The sequence below is a fragment of the Martinezella tropici genome (assembly GCF_008370325.1).
Taxonomy (GTDB): Bacteria; Pseudomonadota; Alphaproteobacteria; order Rhizobiales; family Rhizobiaceae; genus Rhizobium; species Rhizobium tropici_B.
This window is the reverse complement of record NZ_VNIP01000008.1, coordinates 692,771-710,490: the sequence shown is the minus strand read 5'-3', so window position 1 is coordinate 710,490 and position 17,720 is coordinate 692,771. Positions and strand designations below refer to the sequence as shown.

Below are 17,720 nucleotides of genomic sequence, written 5' to 3'. Positions count from 1 at the left end.
CTGTTCGCCATCCCGTCTTCACCGGGTGGTGGAACAACGATACCGGCGAAGGCCGCTTGCTCAATCTTCATTGCGTCGGGCCTGGACAAATACCGCCCCCGGCGCACGGATGCCGACATGCAACGGCAGGCAGTCATCAACGGGAACGCAACCATGGCTCTGATAAATTCCGAAACGCAAAGCAAGAAGGTCGACGCAAGGCAAGCTCGGCTGCCTCTCCGCCAGATGATTACGCGATCGATCGTCGGGCCGGCGAAGACGGGAAAGCGCCCCAGGCGTTCGAAACGCCTAGGGGTCTATCTGCTCGCGGTCGTCGGTCCCACCCTCGTCGTGAGCGCCTACTATGCCTTCATCGCCGCGCCGATCTACGTATCCGAAGCGTCTTTCGTCGTTCGCATGGCGGCTCCGCCGTCATCGAACGTCTTCGGTTCGCTGCTGCAGAATAGCGGCATAACGCGCTCGCAGGACGATACTTTTTCCGTGCAGGAATATATCCGTTCCCGTCAGGCGCTGAAGGAACTTGCCGAACGGCTTCCCGTACGTGCTATTTTCGGCAGCCCGCAAGCGGACTGGCTGACGCGCTTTCCTCGCTTATGGGAAAACAATAGCGAGGAACAGCTTTTTAATTACTATTCGAACCGGGTGTCCGTCATTCACAACGACACCACGGGTATCACCGTCCTGCGGACGACAGCCTTTCATGCGCAGGATGCCGCGGACATGAACACCTCATTGCTGGCACTTGGCGGCGATCTTCTCGACCGCCTCAACAACCGCGCCCGCGGCGATGCCGTTCGCTTTGCCGATGGCGAGGTGCAACAGGCGCAGCAGCGGGTCATTGACGCACAGAGAAACATAACGAACTTCAGAAACAAGGAGCTGATGATCGACCCGAATGCCAGTTCCATGTCGATGATCGATCTCATCAGCAATCTGACGTCGGCTCTCGCCAACACGCGAGCACGCCTCGCAGAAACACGCAAGACTGCGCCGGACAGTAACTCCATCCCGTTTTTGACGAGTCAGGCTGCTGCACTGGAGCAACAAATCGAAAGTGAACGAGCCAAAATGGTCGGATCGGATAAATCCGTCGCGCCCAGAATTGCCGATTACGAAAGTCTCGTCCTGCTGCGGGAGTTTGCCAACAAGGCGCTCGTTGCCTCACTCGATGCACTCGAAGCAGCCAGGGCTGATGCGCGCCGCCAGCAGCTGTATCTCGAGGTCGTCGTTCCACCGCAAATGCCCGACGAGGCAGAGATGCCTTATGCGCTCAAGAACGTTACGGTCGTTTTCCTGTCCTTGAGCCTTTGCTATCTGCTGGCCTGGCTCATGGTCACCGCCATCAGAGATCATGAAAGCGGCTGACCTTGCCGGAGCTATGATCGAACATGAAGATGTAGGCCTCGATATTAGTGCCTCTGAGAGGGTTGTCTAATCGCAGCTGGGCGTGTCGCATCGCTTTGCAAACCATGCATTTATTGAAGTTTACTATCACATAAAAACAGAAATGGAGCACATTGTGATCGAAGAGCAATCGAAAACAAGCAATGCAAAGGACATCATCATCGCGGCATATAGAGGCCTTCTAGGAAGAGATCCTGACAAGAACGGTATGAGTTCTTATCTTGAGTTGCTGAAGAAGAACTCAATTTCATATGAAGAACTTATACGGCAAATCAGCACTTCTGATGAATTTAAGACCATACATGGATATATTCACACATATGGTTCCTCCAGAAGAGAGGCAATGGATGTATTTCGGCAATTCAGAAAGTATGAGGGTCCGGGCCGAGCAGGCTTTGTGACCAACTTTCTCGGTTGCGTTTCCAACGTGAACCATGTCGGTCTTGCAAGTCATTCGGGACTGGTTGAATCATTTCCGTTTCCCGGTAATTTTCATGGAGCCGCCTTGGAATGGATCGCGGTATTGCGTTCAGTTCTCGACGCTCGGGAGCGCTTCAGCATGATCGAGCTCGGCGCCGGATGGGCACCCTGGTCGGCAATCGGCTATGCGGCCGCCAAACAGAAAGGCTTAAGCGCTCACGTGACCCCGATCGAAGGGGATCGCGGTCATATCGATTACATTCACCATTCTTTTCGCGAAAACTCCATCCCGGATAGCGATGCCGACGTTATCCATGGGGTCATTGGCGTTGAGGACGGGGTAGCCAGGTTCCCTCGGGCAGCGCAGGCCGGGCACGTCTATGGCGCCGCCGCTGCTTTTTCCGGCGAGGGCAACGATGGGGATGCGTTCGGGACATTCGTGAGGCACCATGGCGGCCTTGTCGCAGAAATTGAAGAGGTCACATGTTATAGTCTCGCAACGATCCTGAATGGCAAAGGGACCATTGATCTCATCCATTGCGATATTCAAGGTGCCGAAGGCGACCTCTTTGAACACCATATCGATGTGGTGACGAAGCAGGTGAAGCGCGTATTCATTGGCACGCATTCCGCTGACTTGGATCGGCGCCTCATCAGCTTGTTTCCCAAGCATGGCTGGGTTTGCGAAGGCATCGTTGCGGCAAAGACCAGGGACGATCCGCACGGGGATCCGATGCTTGCCGCGGATGGTGACCAGGTATGGCGCAATCCGGCGTTCTTCTGATCCAAGTCCTGGTACAGCGTTTCGAACGCCTGCCTCGTGTCGGCGTTTTCGTAAGGACTGCGATGACGCTTGATCATTCGGCAGGCAAGCAGACGATCAGCGACCTGGCACAGCGAATTGATCTTCATGCATCATCACGACCGCTTTTGCGATAAGGACACCAAGTCACCGCCAGACAAGCTCACCTAAAATCAAAATACAATCGTAATGCTAGAGACCTACAACATTCACACTGGCTACTGAGCTTTATTGCACTCAACGTCGAACTGAATTTGGGAACTCGCAGTGAAATTGGCATCAGTTAGGACAACTTGACCAACGCTTGCATACTGGGTCAAGACGACGGTCGAGTCCGAGAGCATCTGCGCCTGTACACTGCTCACCAGCCCAGACATGTTGAGCAGGACCATCGGCGTGCCGCCACCTGGATCTCCTGCGCCGGAGGTGCTGCACAGGTATGGGGAGCCGGACACATTGAAGCTCCCCGTCGCCGAGCCTCCTGCTTTTGCTGAGAAGGTGATCTCGCCATGCAACTTGAAGCCGCCGTTTGGCAACCTCGCCGCAAATCCGCTCGATGTATAGGTCCAGCCTGTGCTACTGCCGCCGCTTCCACCAAACTTCACGACGGGAGTCCAGGCAATTTGCCCAAAACCGGATGCAGAGATGTTCCCCGTCGCAGTGTCTGCTAGTCCACCTACCATGTTGTCGGAGTTGACTAGATTGCCCCACGGCCCACTCAGCGTGAGTTTGCCGATGTCCGTGTTTTGATTGAGGAAAAGCGATGTGCTCGATCCTCCGGCCCACGCGACCGTTCCGCACCAAGTGTTATGCGTGAAGAAATTTGCCTCACCATAACTGGTCGATGCAGAGAAATCGATGCTTGTCCCGCTGCAGTTCCATGTGGTGTCCTTTATATGGAATTCTTGCAATGCGGTCGCTGAGTTGAAATTGAAGAGCCCTCCGGTCAAGCCGTTATCACCATCGACATTGTCAATCCAAAGCGCACGAATGGTGGGAACCGTGTTGTCGGAGCAGAAAAAGCCCTTTGCGTTCGATCCCGTGTAGGTGTGATATTCGACATGCGAGTTCGTGATCTTGAAAACTTGTTGCGCGCCGCCGGAGCCCGTATATCCGCCCCATTTGAAGGCGCAGCCGACGCCACCCACGCCCGGATTGAACTGAATGCCGTCGAGAATGACCGTATTTGGACCGCCACCGGCACCAACAGCCGTTGTCCGCGTGAACAGAACAAAATCATCAGAGTTCGCAAAATCCCCAGCATTATTCATTCCCCAGCGGCCGCCATAAAAATAGACCTCGGGAAAACCGTCAACGACCGAATAATGCGTCCGGCATCGGCCTTGGTTTAGGTTGTAGACATGCGCCGCAATGCCAGCAATGGTCGGACCCCATTTCGTGCAGGTATCGAAGTTAAAGACACTAAGATCTCTGATGGTTATGTTGTAGCCGTCCGTCATCTGATAACCGACCGCACCGGAATTCGGCACTGATGGCGAACCGACGATCGTGATCCGCTCGATTATTCCGGGGCTATGAGAGCCATCGGAAGCAGCCGATAGGACGCAAGTCGAGTTAGCAATAGCTACGCATTTTATCCATGACGTGCCGGCATATCCCGCGTTATAATTTCCGGGCGCGGTAGCGGAGCCCCGTAAGCATCTGCCCTGGGGGATCGTCAGAGCATCCACATAAAATCCGTTTGTGGAGGGCGGTACGAGGACACAGATATTTCCGGCAGCAAACGCGGCGTTGAATGCGGATGTAGCAAGGGTAGTTCCGTCGGCTTTCGCCCCCCATTCTCGAATATCTGCGCCTTCTGCCGGAAATGTAGCGACCCAGCATTTCCCATCGGCACTCGGTACTTGCGCACCACCATCGCCGGAACCGGAATTCATCGAGCAGGGTGAAGATGATGCTATGTAAACAAGGGGCGGAGCATCACCTGCCGCTGCATAGCCGAGACGCATGACAGCGGGAGGCCCACCCGACACACTCATCGCCGACAGAGCGGCGGTATTCGTTGCTGTCTGCACATTGTCGGCGTGCGCTGCAGTGGCAATCAGCAGAAATGTAATTACGGGTAAGATATATCTATAGACGCGGTTTCGCATTTTATAGTCTCCATTGACCAATAGAGATGACGCCGCCGCTATTCCGTAGGGTTTATAGTTTTGTGATAATAAGAAGAACGGATGTGGCAACAAACCCTTGCATATAGAGTTTGATGTGATCGCGATTATGCATCCCGTACGGCGGATAATCGAACAAGCGATCTTCTTCGTCGTCGCCTAGCCTTAAGTCCAATGGTGCAACATCGAATCCATTTTCCTCCAGCGTCTTCTTCAGACGCCGCAGATCTTGACCTCGATAAATCACGTCGACTGCATTATCGATCGTGATCTCGTCAGACAAGCAATTGAACTCCGTTGTATGAACGGCAACGCCGCCTTTTCGAAGCAATTTTGACGACTCTTCTACGAAGTTAATTCCAAGCGCCAAATTCCCTAGATGCTCAAACGAGCAAGAGCTCCAAATAAAGTCGTAACTATCCGGAGTGAACCCCGACAGATCCCGCATATCTGCCGGGTGGAAAGATACTCTGCGTTGGAATAGTTCTTTGCTTAGCAAATAATCTTTATAAAGAGCGTCGAGACCGCTCGCATGCTGATTGGTTCCGGTCCAGTGATCGGCCTCCTCTCCAACAAAAAGATCGGTTGCCTCGATGGTTGCTCCTTGGCTGGCAAAAAGCGAGGATAAAGGTTCAGTTCCGACAGCGAAGCCGAGACCCTTGGAGCCCTCAGTGAGCTTCTTCCTCTCTTGGAGAGCCTGTATTATTGCACACCATTCCCAGAGCTTTCTGTGATGCTTCAGCTCATAACTCCAGTTGGGGTCAATCGCCTTCGCCCATCTTTCGAACCAACCTTCATGGAAGTGCTCATGTCGACAAACCACAGAAGACGGAAGCTGGAATTGATAGAACGTTTCTGTGTCTCCACCCATAAAAACTCTCCATACACAGCATTAATCTCCGAGATCGAGATACTGATCAATTTCGGAATTGAAGCGGACCAAGCCGCCTAACGGACGGCATCGATCAGTTTCGGCCTAGCTGCGATTGGAGCATGACTTTCTCCAACAAGCCCACTCGTTCCAGTGGATCCGCCCCGTCGCAATACGCAACGGCTGAGAGCCCGAGATGGCATGACCGATCGCCGGTATCGCCAAATCTGCCCCGCGTCAGCAGATTGACCGTAACTTTCCCGTGCGACCCGACGATGCCTTCGAACGAAATGTAGGTCGGCCGCTCGACGAGTTGGAAAGAGCACGTCTCGCCTCCGGCATCGGCAATAACGACGATGTTCTGGCTGTGAGCCGGACATTTCGCCTCGAGGTAGATGCGCACGCTTTCACCCTCGGTGAGTTCGCTATCGAACACCAGCCGGGAGCGGCGCTGGCTTGCCCAAACGCCCCAATCTTCCATAGCGAACCAGCCTGAGTCCCGCGCTGCGCGGAAGGTGAGGATCCGTCGGCCTTCGGCAGCGATGCGCAACAGTGCCGTGTCGCCACCTTCGATGATTGTGTTGCGAGGCAGGCTGCAATTCAAAAGCCCAGGCTGGTCTCCAAGGCCAACGCTCATGTCGATCGCCGTCGAGAACAGCTCGGAGCAGAATGCATCCCACGATTTGGGCACGAAATTCTGTTCGATATCGCGCTGCCAGTCGGCCAGATCGTTGCGATCGACAATGACCTGCTTGAAGATGTTATAGCCCTCCTCGACGTTGTAAGGACTAATATAGCGCACGAAATGCCCTCCAACCTCGGGCATCGAGGTAGCGTTGGAGGCGATGCAGGGCTTGCCGTAATTCAGACTCTCACCAATAGGCAGACCAAAGCCTTCGGCAAAGCTCGTATAGGTTGTAAACAGAGAATGCCGGTATAGATATTCCAGCTCGTCGTCCGAGATGTCGTTGAAGATGTAGAGCCAGTCCCCGACATAGCCGTGGGCGGCCAGATGGTGCCGCAGTTCATCGATCTGCCAACCCCATTTGCCCACCCATACGAGTTTCGGTGCCTTGTCGCCCAGTTCGCGGATCAGACGTTCCCAGATGCGGATCTGGTACATATGATTCTTGCGAACCTCGATCGTTGCAACGCAGAGGACATATTCCTCCTCCGCCATACCGAGGATGTTGGTATTGAGTATCCTGGTCTTCTTCTGTGTCTTCCGCAGTTCTGTAGCAAGCGGAATAGCCTTGACGGGCAACTCGAAGTTGAGACGCTCCTTGAAATAGGCTCTTATTTCGGACGCGACGAATTCTGAATTCGCCAGAACGAAATCGCAAACCGAGAATACATCGATCAGCTGTTTTTGGAACTTGTCGACGGCCGCCTGCTGGACATATTCGGGATTCCGGATCTGAATGAGATCGTGAATGAATACGCAGAAACGCATGCCCCTTTCACGAAGCTTCCGCATGGCGTCGTAATGCGGATAGATCCAGAAAGCGCCCGCAACGACGAATATATCATCCTGCGTGGGCCAAACTTCGAAGCGCGCGTCGAACACGGCGGCAATCGCCTTATCGACCATGCCGCGATCGACAATCGGGACGTCGAACTGGCGAACAAGCGTTGCAAGTGCCGCCGGGCTCGCGGCGAGAATCCGATGGCGATCATACTCCGGTATCACCGGGATAACGCGGTAATCCTTGAAAATACCGGACTCGATATGAAGGACCAGGTTGGCAACGACGCGTTGAATTCCACTCAGGCTCTTATTGTGCTGAGCATATTCCATGAGGTCGGTGACGTCGAGCCAGATGGTCTTCACCGCTTTTTCGCTCTCGGCGCTGAAATCGGAAAAGACATCGCCGGCGGCGCCCGCGGCCACGAGTTCGATGACGGCGTCATGGTTGCCGAGGTTGCATTCTACCGAGCGCTTGTAGCTTTCGATTGCTTCGCCCGTGCGACCCATGACCTTCAGCAGGTGCCCGCGCTGCAGGTGAATGTCGGAATCATCAGGGCTGAGCTCAAGCGCCTTCTGGTAGCGCTTGGCTGCCTCACGGTAGTCACCCGCTTCCTTGAGGCAGTTTCCCGCCTGAACCCATATCCCTGTGTCCTCGGGATTGGTCCGCAGATGCTCATCATACAAGTCGGCCGCTTTCTGCCACAGTCTCGAATCCCGCGCCACGTCAGCCTCACCCACGACGTTTCTCATTTCATCCTTGCTGCGAAAAATGTTCATGAAATCTCGCCCGGTTCGTTGGGTCAGGTTGATCGCGATGGCTAAGGGGATTTCGGCGATGGTTCGTCGGCGCTCGCAACTCCGCCGGTTCCTACCGGAGACGGAGAGGTCTATCCCATCCGTCTCCGGCTGCTGAACAGCTCCTCACTCTGTCGGCAGCCCAAAGGTGGGCCTTCCTCAAGCGGCGCGGAGCCCCGCGACGCCCGTTTCTTCCGGCGCCACCCAAGGTTGGCCGGCTTCCGCATAGCCCGTCAGGCGCAGGATCACGTGACCCTTGCAATCGGCCCACAGCGTGGCCGGCAGCACGAGATGACCATTGGTCCAGGACCAGTTGCAACCTGCAGCGAGCTCTTCCGGATGGAGGCCGACGAGGCCGTCAAAGACAACGTCATGGTCGGTCTTGAGGCCATCGAAGATGCGCAGGCTCTCAAACCGCACGCCGAGCGCACGAACCTCGCGGCCGGGAGAGAAGGTCCGCGACACCAGGGTCGCCGTCTTGGCAGAAGCCGGGAAGATGAACCGAGCGAGGTCGCCGTCGATCTGCCCCTCCACGCGTTTGCCGTCGACCAGCATATGCAGGTCCATATCCGCAGCCTGACTCCAGCCGAGTGTCTCAGCCCGCGCGATCAACCGCTCGCGGATCGCCTCGACGAGGACACCGCGGTCGACGAAGGGGCGGGCATAACGGGTGAAGCTTTCGGCCACACGCTGAGCGGCGTCGACCTCGACAAGGCGACCATAAGCCTTGCCGAAGAAAGCGCGATTGCCTACTTCCATGTAGCTCTCGCAGCCCAGGCCCTCGGCCATCAGCACATCATGGCTTTCCAACTCCACGTGCCAATATGTGACCTCGGGCCACTCTTCGCGGACGATCGTCGCGCCATTGGCCAGCTCGCCGACCGGCACGAACACTTCGCCCATCAAGTCCACGCACACCGCATGGCCGCCGGACAGCAGCAGATCGCGAGCGGGCAGGTTATCGCCGAAGGCGCCGGCACGAACCCGGACCGGCCACTCGTTGCGCACCGGCCGCTCGACCCGCTTGTTGCCGATCCAAATGATTGGCCGAGCTTCGCCGGTCGCCGTGATCGCCAGATCGCCAACCCTCAGATCTTCGACGGCGACCTCGCCGCGCGCGGTGAGGATACGCGTTCCGGAAACGAAGCAGGGTGTTGCCACCGGAGTAATGTCTATCGCCGCACCATTCGCGGTGATTGTCAGCGGACCCGCCTGGCCGGCTATGAAAGTGCCGGTCGTGAAACTGGTGCCGGCAACACTGACATTTCCGAGCGGATTATTGCTGCTGTCGAAAAGGCTGATCGTCTGCGAGCCGCCGCTCGAAGTGATGGTGTAGTGATCGACCGATCCGGCCAGCCCTTGAAACTCGATCTTGTCCGTTGCGGCATCGAAACTGTTGATGGTCGTGGACGAAAGATCGAGAACCGCGCCGCCGGCGTTCGCGACGAACGTACCCCCACCGGCTCCGAAGTTGATGGTCGTGCCGTTCAGCGCGCTCACCAAGGCCGTTCCGTTGGTGAACGTGCCGCCATTCTCGATATCGACAGTCAAGCCGCTCAGCGCTCCGAGGACCGAGCCGCCGGCAGCGGTGGCGGTGCCGCCGTCAACGATGACGGTCATGCTGCTCAGGGCGCTAATGCCCGAATTGATGGTAGCGTTGCCGCCCACATAGACCGTGGACGAGCCTAATAGCGCAGCGGTAATGTTGACGGTTGCCGTCGCGCCGGGGGCCACCACATAGTTGGTGTTCCCAAGGACCGAGAGGATAGACAGCGAACTGGTGCCATTAACCGGCGTCGCAACATTGCCTGGCGCGATGTTGCTTACAACTGTTGTCGTCGTGTCCGGGTTGGTGATGGTAAGGTCATAATTTGCACCCACCCCAAGCACGCCCGGGTCGTAGACCAGATTATACTGTACGCCACTCGCAGTGGTAGCACTATAATTGCCTTCCGCCATGTTTCTTGCTCCGTTAAAGTAAACGAGTTTAGAACTAGTCTATGCTCACCCTCATCGCGTGGGACGATGGAGCTTCCGCCCTTCGCACATCTCCTTCCCAACGCCGTAACGTGAGCAACGCCAGAGCATGCAAAGACTACCGGCAGTCTTGTCCGGGCAATCCCGCCACTGCCACACCGATCCCGTCACAACAGTATAAAACGCGACAAAATCTCTATAATCATAGTCTAATAGAGATATTTCCTGATTTTCTCCGAAGCGGAGTTGATTTTCCGAGGCGGACTCACACGCACCATAGCCTCTGGTTGTGAGATGGGTACAGCGTCCATCGGGGTACCTCGCTTACCGTTTAAAGGCTGTCGATGGATCGTTCGCCAGCTTTTTCTCGGATCAATAGCCGATTGTTTCCCAATGCATTTTTATGGATGGCTGGCTCCGGCCGCCGCTGGCGTGGCCTTCCCGAGCATCCGGGCGGCTGGCGTTCTGTAAAGGGGCGCTCTTATCGCTGGATCAACGTGAGCGTGCTGGACGATGTGCTTGCGGCGCTTGCTCGTGAAGCAGATCTCGAATGGCTGATGATCGATTCGACGATCGTGTGTACCCATCAACACGCCGCCGGGCCCACCCAAAGTCAAAGGGGGACGGATGCCGGGGCCTAGGTCGATCTCGGGGCGGGCTGACCACCAAGATCCATGCCACCGCCCATGATCTCGTCGAGATGCTGGAGAAAGCGGGAACTGAAATCGTCATCCCGAGATCGTAAAACTAAGCGAGCCTACGACACTGGACTTTATAAGGAGCGCAGCCGCATTGAGCGCTTCTTCTACAAGCTCAAACAGTTCCGTCGCGTGGAAACCGCTACGATAAGTTGCTTGCAAACTTCATGGCTTCTCAAACTCGTTGCTATCGCCATATGGCTTAAATAGTTAAATCGTCTCCACCGCCTAGTAAATAGGACGAAACAGCATCGTCTTGTCGCGCTATTCTTCTGTCAGGATGCTTCGGCCTCCCGAACGCGATAGCCCATGTCCTCCGCCCGCCTTTCAATAGACATGCGGGCTTGCTGGAGCACCTTGCCAGCATAGACCGGCGGATAGCACCAGTCGTTCCAGGTGCGCGTCGCCGTGTTTGCAAAAGAACCGAACCGCAATACGCCGGGCTCGAGAAAAGACATACGACCACCGAGAGCAAGATAGGTCTCGGTCTGTGCGCCTTCGGCAAGAATGATCGAATGCTGTTCGAGCTCGATATGGTAATACTCGAACGGCACCAGCGTCGCTTCCTGGGTGATCGTCGTACCGTTGAGGAGGAACTTCGCTGGAATTAGCGACTCCTGCAGAAACATGCAACGGTCCGGCGAAACGTAAAGATCCCGGGAGGGGACGTTTTCGGCAAGGGCGCCTGCCTGTATGCGAACCGGAAGGGTATCGCGCGGTTTGTCGATCGCCTTCGGATCGATCCGCCGCCGTCCGACCCATCTGATTTCCGCAACGCCCTTGTGGGTGACCACGAGATCGCCGACCCGCAAATCCTCGACTGGTACATCTCCCTCCGGTGTGCGGATGAGCGTGCCGCGCAGGAAGCAGCTCGTAAACGTCAGTGTGTCGGTGTTCGGATCGTAGGTGTAGGTGATACCGGCCGGTATAGTATAGGAGCCTAACGGTATCGCGTTCAACAGACCACCGAAGAAGGTGACGGTATTGCCGGATTGGGAGACAACGTTCGAGCCCACCACCTCGACCCTGTCTCCCGATTGAACGTTCACGACGTTCGGCGGGGTCGAGAGGTTCAAGCTGATGCTGCCCGGGTTGTATGCGAACAGCCCGCTACCGTTTGCATTGGCAAAATCCACGGTAACACCGTTCAAAAGATCGACAGTAAGCAGGCCTGAATCCACTGTAATACCCGAATTGGCACCTATTGCGTAAGTATAGGTCGAACCGGCCTCGACGTTTGCGAGGCCGGCATCGATGGTCACATTCGCACCGTTGATCGCTTCGATCGTCGTATTTGAAGCCGCGGCGATACCGACGATACTGCTGATATCGACGTTTACGCCATCAACGATCACCGTACCGTTGGCAACCAGATTGAGCTCTATGGTGTCCGAGGGAGTGCCGGCGTTGCTACTATCAATCGTGGTCGTGCCGTTGTTAATTAGGTTGATGCCAATCAAAGCCATGTTATTATCCTCTCCAATAGATTAACATGTTATCTTTCAAGGCAAAATTTACAGTCAGAACTTATAGTTCAGACCGACCCGAACGGCATGGAAATCAAGGCTGGCTTTGGAGTTGAGGGCATCCCCGCCCATGTTGCTGCTGCCGAAATCGACATACTGATATTCGAGTTTAGCAGTGACATGATCGGTGAAGGCATGTTCGATACCGGCGCCCACCGTCCAACCGGCCTTGGTCTTGTCGTCGTCAAAGCTGCCGACGCCGGCCAGGGAGCCCTTGTAGTTGACATGGCCATAGGCAAGGCCGCCGGTGCCATAAAACAAGGTGTTATCGTAAGAATAACCGATGCGGGGACGTACTGTGCCGTACCAGTCGATCTTCGATGAAGCGCTCGCTATATCGCTTCTGAAGGAATCCTTGATGTCTGCGCCCTGGAAATCGGCTTCGAGGCCGATCACCCAGTTAGGATCGACCTGGTAGTTGTAGCCGATCTGGCCACCGCCGAGGAAACCCGAACCCTCGAGCTTGCCAAATTTGCCGAGATAGCTCCCGAAGGAGTGGAAACCAACATTGTCATTGCCACCAAAACCGCCGCCTGCATTCAAACCGACATAGAAGCCGGTCCATGAAAATACCGGTGCTGTCTCAACCGGAGCCTGTGGTGGCGTCGAAACTGAGAGATCGGCCGCATAAACCGCACTCGCCGCTGCCGTTGCCAAAATGAAAGCGGTGGACCCCAAAATTTTGCGCATTCGAAAACTCTCCTCGAAGGAATTCACGAGATTCAACATGTAACTTGCGAAAGTTCACGTCGCAGCCATAATATAGACGCGATTATAGCTGTAAATACGCCGTATCTAATATATATTTGTGAAATGTATGCTTTATTTGTATAGAATTGTCGCAATATGTATTGAATTACGACTTCATCTTTACTTTGGAGTCGCGGAGAAGCCGTTTTGAACCTCCCCGTTGACCTCAATGGTGATGAATCGATTTCACACCGCGTCGTTCCAGGCATCCCGGAATAAGCATGCAATAGTTCACGACATCCTTCTCGATCAGAGAAAGCCGATTGTTTGCGAGGACTTAGGGATGACGCAATCCGATGCGCGCTGTCGCTTTCGATATGGACAGACGCCGGACTAATCCGCAGGTTTTTGCTGCTACTGCAGACACCGATCCGCTGCAGTGGGAGGCTCGACGGGGCGGACCCTTGAAGGTACCTCGAGCCTCCCAACTTCCATGCGCTCTGTTCGTCATCTTCACCAAGGATCCAGCAAAACTGCCTCCGGGCAATCCTGGCGCGAGCATCATGCGACATCGGCCGGACGCTGTGACGTTGCGAAACAAACAAGCATCCAGGTGTTAGGTTGTTGCTTACTCTAATGTCGGCTTTCCAAAGTCAGGCGCAATCAGACTTCTCGCGTCGTTTCCCGTATGGACGATACGGCAGTGGCGGGCCACATCTTTGCAGCTATCGCAACCGCCAAATTGCGATGGTCGGGAGGTTCGGTCGCCTGCAACGTGCATCGGCCGGACCTCCTCGTATTCTCAAGGCCAATTCCTGCTCGATCGGCTTTTGGGCAGCACGGCCCAGGCTGACGAATGGACGGTCGGTTTCGCCGAAAGACTGCGAATTGCTCTTCGTTCAGAACGTCACGAGGATGCCGGCCACCTTAGCGGCCGCGATGAACGCCGCTCGAACCTGCTTCGGCGACGCCCTGCCCGCGACGCCGTCAATGCAGGTCTGGAGCGCGTCTTCGAATGCCTCTCCGTAGCGCACCGGCCATTGTGTCGTGAGGCACTCCACAGCGCGCATGACCGAATCGACAATTTGAACTTCGCCATCATCGTCGAGGCTGATTTTGACCGGCTCGAACGTAAGGTTTCGGAGATTGTCGGAATCCTCGCCGGAGAAATCCTGTCGCTCGTGAAGGGCAGCTCGTTCGATCCCTTCGCATCTTCGCTTCATGACCAGTTTGGTCAGCAGCTTCATGTCGCGAGCGATATCGCCTGGCCTTGGCGCATCATCTTCCGCGGCTGTGCGTCCGAGATCGCTTGCGCTCGCGGCTGGCCGATCCTGCGACTTCGTCAAATTATCTTCCAGATGTCGAGGACCAGAAGTTTCTAAGGGATTCGAGCGAACAAACCGTTCGCCGATATCAGGGTCGGTACCAAAATCCTTAATATTCCGCCCCATGCCAATGTGCCCCAATTAGCGTCCTCAACCCCAGCCCACCACGGACCTACGCAGGCGCAATATGCTGCATCGACAAAAGTATTACTATTTTAAATTAGCAATTTAACATGACAGAAGTAGAGCTCTAAAGTGAGTTTGACCAGTATCCCTAAAACAAAAACTGCGAATACCAGCCATGGAACCGTTTCTGACTTACTTTAGCATGTATAATTATGAAGGCTTTCGCCTAAAGGTTCCGTGAACGGATTTGCATATGAGCCAAGCCACACGTCTTATAGCTACGTGGTTACGGACATGCTCTGGTGGCACTCAACCGAGCACCGCCAACCGCCTTCATCGGATCTCAGTCGAAACACATGCGCTCCGCAGATCGGCCGACTGAACGAGTGAGCATTCACGCCAATCGGATTGCAGAACAAAGGTGGGAAGGAATACGAGAAAATGGGCATCGCCCTGCGCGATGTCATGCGCGGCCACATTGCAAGCGAACAGGAACCGATGTCCTACAATTTTCCGTAGGCGAAATTGAAGGGGCGCACCGAAGTGCGCCGCTTGTTCAGACGATGAAAAAAGTCGATGGCGGAACCTGCAATGCGGTGGCAACGCGGCGAAGTTTCGCCGAATCCGCCTCCGCACCGGCCTCGATTTCAATGATTTCCTCACTGGTGAGACCACAGGTTTCAGACAGATCGTCAACCGTATAACCGATGGCTTCACGCGCCTGCCGCACGGCAGCTGCGATTTCACCATGAGGTACGGTAGAAGCCTTTGAACTATCGATATTATTCGGAGTAATGGACATGAAATTTCTCCTTCCAAAGTCCGCCGGCCAGCTCGTTGCCGGGTGAAGGCAGCTATTGCAGCCATGAGGCATATCGACCTAAACAGACGCGGCCGAACGCTGGGTCAATATAGGCATCAATGCGGCAAGGGCAAGCATGGAAGCGCATAGCTGCCCGTCGCCTGGCTCTCGGCTCATGTCGTATTTTAATATTGAGTGATACCGCCGCACGCCACGGTTACAAAATGGCCGAGTGTTGCTGGAGGCCTTCGCGATCGTTCACTGCCACGAGATCCGATGGATGGGAGCCACCCACGCCGGCGATGGTTACTTCTTGCCCCTTGCCTTGCGTATCTTTCGTTCGGCCGCGAGTAGGAGGCCCTTGAGTTCCGGTTCGCGCACGCGATTGGCCGCTTCGATGAAGGAGACCCATTCGACGCGGCGCTGGCCTCGCTCCGGGAAATCCTGAAGCACCTGGTCGACCTCAAGCAGATGCAGCTCGACGATACAAGGAACGCGATTGCCGTCGGCAAGCTGCTTCAGATAGGTGAAGTAGCCGAAAGGCTTCTTCTTCACTTTTCCGCGCACGCCTGCCTCCTCATAAGCCTCGATGGCTGCGACTTCATGCGGTTTCTTGCCCTTGATCGGCCAACCCTTCGGGACGACCCAGCGTCCGCTTTCCCGGCTGGTGACGACAAGCATCACCGCATCGTCGCGTTCGGCTTCTTTCCTGTAGCAGATCGCAGCATATTGTTCGTGGACGCGGCCATGAAGCAGCGCATCCGCATGGGAAGCAAGTTCTGACAGGAAACTCTCCGAATGCCTCAAGGCCTTATGCTGCGCTGATATTGAAGACGCCATGGGCGGTTACCCGCGACAAGGTCGATAGAGGCAAATCCACCCAAAGGCCGGCAGGCGTGCGCTCACAAAATTCGTCTGCGACACGCTGCCCTCCTATCCTGCGGCTCTGCCGAAATACACAACTGTCAGTGTGATGCTGTGAGCCGTTGCAGTGACAGTTTTATGAAGCCTGCTGTTGATGAGGGCAGTTGCAAGGCTTGTCGCGGTCGATACACGAAACTGTGACCGCCCGGCTGTCGAAACTGAAACGGCCCCGCAGAGGGCCGTTTCGCGCTTGGGAAGATGAAGCGAAGCCTACTCGGCCGCCTGCAACGCAGGCGCCTCGATTTCCTCGCTCAATTGCCCCGCCATGGCGGCGGCAAATTTGGTCTGGTCGAGCTCGTTCTCCCAGCGGGCGACGACGATCGTGGCAACCGCATTGCCGACGAAGTTCGTCAGAGCGCGGCATTCCGACATGAAGCGGTCGATCCCGAGGATCAGCGCCATGCCAGCGATCGGAACCGAAGGCACGACGGCAAGAGTGGCGGCAAGCGTGATAAAGCCCGCGCCGGTGATGCCGGCGGCACCCTTGGAACTCAGCATGGCCACCAGCAGCAGCAGGATCTGGTCCCCGAGCGACAGCGGCGTATCGGTTGCCTGGGCGATGAACAATGCCGCCAGCGTCATATAGATATTGGTGCCATCGAGATTGAAGGAATAGCCCGTCGGGATGACGAGGCCGACGACAGAACGCTTGCAGCCGGCACGTTCCATCTTGTTCATCAGGCCCGGCAGTGCGGCCTCCGACGACGAGGTGCCGAGCACGAGCAGCAGCTCTTCCTTGATGTAGCGGATCAGCGCCAGGATCGAAAAGCCGTTATAGCGGGCCACGGCGCCGAGTACGACCAGCACGAACAGCAGCGACGTGGCGTAGAAAGTGCCGATCAGGAAGGCCAGATTGGCGATCGTGCCGATGCCGTATTTGCCGATGGTGAAGGCCATGGCGCCGAAGGCGCCGATCGGCGCGAACTTCATCAACAGCGCAACCATGCGGAAGATCGGGGTGGTCAGCGCCTGCAGGAAATCGACAACCGGACGGCCGCGTTCGCCGGCGGCACCGAGCGCGATGCCAAAGACCACCGAGAAGAACAGGACCTGAAGGATATCGCCCTTGGCGAAGGCACCGACGATGGTGTCCGGAATGATGTTCATCAGGAAGCCGACGACCGTCGCATCATGGGCCTGAGCCGCGTAATTGCTGACAGCCTTCGTATCGAGCGTCGCCGGATTGATATGCATGCCGGCGCCCGGCTGCACGACGTTCGAGACGATGAGACCAACGATCAGCGCCAGGGTCGAGAAGGTCAGGAAGTAGATGAACGCCTTGCCGACGACGCGGCCGAATTTCTTGAGATCCGACATGCCGGCAATGCCGGTCGTGACCGTCAGGAAGATGACCGGCGCGATCACCATGCGCACCAGCTTGATGAAGGCATCGCCGAGCGGCTGCAGCGATGCTCCAAACTGGGGATAATAATGGCCGAGCAGGATACCGGCGGCAATGGCGGTCAGGACCTGCACGTAGAGATGCCGGTAAAAAGGAAGTTTACCGCGCGTTTCGGCGGCAGCGATGGGAGCAATCATGATGTCCTCCATTAAGCCCAACCGATCTCTCGGCCCTCCGGGCGACGACTAGAATTCAACAGCCTCCGACTGTTCCATTTGGCCTTGCAACATGCGTGCCAATTGAAGAGTATTAACTTAATTATTTGATTTTATTAGATTTAAAATATCGGTGCGAGAGCATGCCTTGAAGCATGTGCGGTGATCCGCACAGATTGAATTGCGATAAGCGCGGAAACATG

At 55.8% G+C, this 17,720-nt stretch carries 12 protein-coding genes and 1 pseudogene; 3 read left to right on the top strand and 10 right to left on the bottom strand.

Annotated features, from left to right (window positions below; genetic code table 11):
- The first annotated feature begins 153 nt into the window (after nt 1-153).
- Together FP026_RS16465 and FP026_RS16460 are read left to right on the top strand one after the other, a co-directional pair.
- Nucleotides 154-1,365 (top strand): capsule biosynthesis protein, encoded by a 1,212-nt coding sequence (locus FP026_RS16465; protein ID WP_149635676.1) that lies wholly within the window; start codon nt 154-156, stop codon nt 1,363-1,365.
- An 82-nt stretch (nt 1,366-1,447) separates the two neighbouring features.
- Nucleotides 1,448-2,608 carry a DUF4214 domain-containing protein gene (locus FP026_RS16460; protein ID WP_149635675.1) on the top strand — a complete coding sequence of 387 codons (1,161 nt, stop codon included), beginning with the start codon at nt 1,448-1,450 and terminating at the stop codon, nt 2,606-2,608.
- A 236-nt stretch (nt 2,609-2,844) separates the two neighbouring features.
- Here the strand turns inward: FP026_RS16460 and FP026_RS16455 are convergent, their stop codons facing one another.
- From FP026_RS16455 to FP026_RS16440, 4 genes are all read right to left on the bottom strand, one after another.
- Nucleotides 2,845-4,830, bottom strand: a complete 1,986-nt coding sequence (locus FP026_RS16455) for a hypothetical protein (protein ID WP_149635674.1) — start codon at nt 4,828-4,830, stop codon at nt 2,845-2,847.
- On the bottom strand, nt 4,793-5,629 hold the full coding sequence (locus tag FP026_RS16450; RefSeq protein ID WP_149635673.1) for a class I SAM-dependent methyltransferase: 837 nt from the start codon (nt 5,627-5,629) through the stop codon (nt 4,793-4,795). The genes FP026_RS16455 and FP026_RS16450 overlap by 38 nt, the downstream gene beginning before the upstream one ends.
- 94 nt (nt 5,630-5,723) lie before the next feature.
- Complete coding sequence (locus tag FP026_RS16445; RefSeq protein WP_149635672.1) at nt 5,724-7,874, bottom strand: glycosyltransferase; 2,151 nt, start codon at nt 7,872-7,874, stop codon at nt 5,724-5,726.
- Nucleotides 7,875-8,051: 177 nt separating this feature from the next.
- On the bottom strand, nt 8,052-9,851 hold the full coding sequence (locus tag FP026_RS16440) for a Hint domain-containing protein (RefSeq protein ID WP_149635671.1): 1,800 nt from the start codon (nt 9,849-9,851) through the stop codon (nt 8,052-8,054).
- Nucleotides 9,852-10,237: 386 nt separating this feature from the next.
- Between FP026_RS16440 and FP026_RS30955 the strand changes: the two are divergent.
- Nucleotides 10,238-10,777, top strand: a pseudogene (locus FP026_RS30955) (IS5/IS1182 family transposase); the annotation flags it as partial.
- 65 nt (nt 10,778-10,842) lie between these two features.
- Here the strand turns inward: FP026_RS30955 and FP026_RS16425 are convergent.
- The 6 genes from FP026_RS16425 to FP026_RS16400 form a co-directional block, all read right to left on the bottom strand.
- On the bottom strand, nt 10,843-12,033 hold the full coding sequence (locus FP026_RS16425; RefSeq protein WP_149635669.1) for a Hint domain-containing protein: 1,191 nt from the start codon (nt 12,031-12,033) through the stop codon (nt 10,843-10,845).
- Between the two features lie 54 nt (nt 12,034-12,087).
- Nucleotides 12,088-12,810 carry an outer membrane protein gene (locus tag FP026_RS16420; RefSeq protein WP_348642318.1) on the bottom strand — a complete coding sequence of 241 codons (723 nt, stop codon included), beginning with the start codon at nt 12,808-12,810 and terminating at the stop codon, nt 12,088-12,090.
- Between the two features lie 872 nt (nt 12,811-13,682).
- Nucleotides 13,683-14,249, bottom strand: a complete 567-nt coding sequence (locus tag FP026_RS16415; protein WP_188112590.1) for a DUF982 domain-containing protein — start codon at nt 14,247-14,249, stop codon at nt 13,683-13,685.
- A gap of 541 nt (nt 14,250-14,790) precedes the next feature.
- Nucleotides 14,791-15,036: a helix-turn-helix domain-containing protein gene (locus tag FP026_RS16410; RefSeq protein WP_149635667.1), complete on the bottom strand. Its 246-nt coding sequence runs from the start codon at nt 15,034-15,036 to the stop codon at nt 14,791-14,793.
- Between the two features lie 306 nt (nt 15,037-15,342).
- Entirely contained in the window at nt 15,343-15,876 is a 534-nt protein-coding gene (locus tag FP026_RS16405) for an NUDIX hydrolase (protein ID WP_149635666.1), read from the bottom strand.
- Nucleotides 15,877-16,170: 294 nt separating this feature from the next.
- Nucleotides 16,171-17,499, bottom strand: coding sequence for a dicarboxylate/amino acid:cation symporter (locus FP026_RS16400; protein WP_149635665.1), 1,329 nt, complete (start codon nt 17,497-17,499; stop codon nt 16,171-16,173).
- Between the last annotated feature and the right edge of the window lie 221 nt (nt 17,500-17,720).

Coding starts and splice junctions, on each gene's coding strand:
- FP026_RS16445 (WP_149635672.1), bottom strand. CDS start 7,874: ATGAACATTTTTCGCAGCAAGGATGAAATGAGAAACGTCGTGGGTGAG.
- FP026_RS16425 (WP_149635669.1), bottom strand. CDS start 12,033: ATGGCTTTGATTGGCATCAACCTAATTAACAACGGCACGACCACGATT.
- FP026_RS16410 (WP_149635667.1), bottom strand. CDS start 15,036: ATGTCCATTACTCCGAATAATATCGATAGTTCAAAGGCTTCTACCGTA.
- FP026_RS16400 (WP_149635665.1), bottom strand. CDS start 17,499: ATGATTGCTCCCATCGCTGCCGCCGAAACGCGCGGTAAACTTCCTTTT.
- FP026_RS16440 (WP_149635671.1), bottom strand. CDS start 9,851: ATGGCGGAAGGCAATTATAGTGCTACCACTGCGAGTGGCGTACAGTAT.
- FP026_RS16450 (WP_149635673.1), bottom strand. CDS start 5,629: ATGGGTGGAGACACAGAAACGTTCTATCAATTCCAGCTTCCGTCTTCT.
- FP026_RS16405 (WP_149635666.1), bottom strand. CDS start 15,876: ATGGCGTCTTCAATATCAGCGCAGCATAAGGCCTTGAGGCATTCGGAG.
- FP026_RS16465 (WP_149635676.1), top strand. CDS start 154: ATGGCTCTGATAAATTCCGAAACGCAAAGCAAGAAGGTCGACGCAAGG.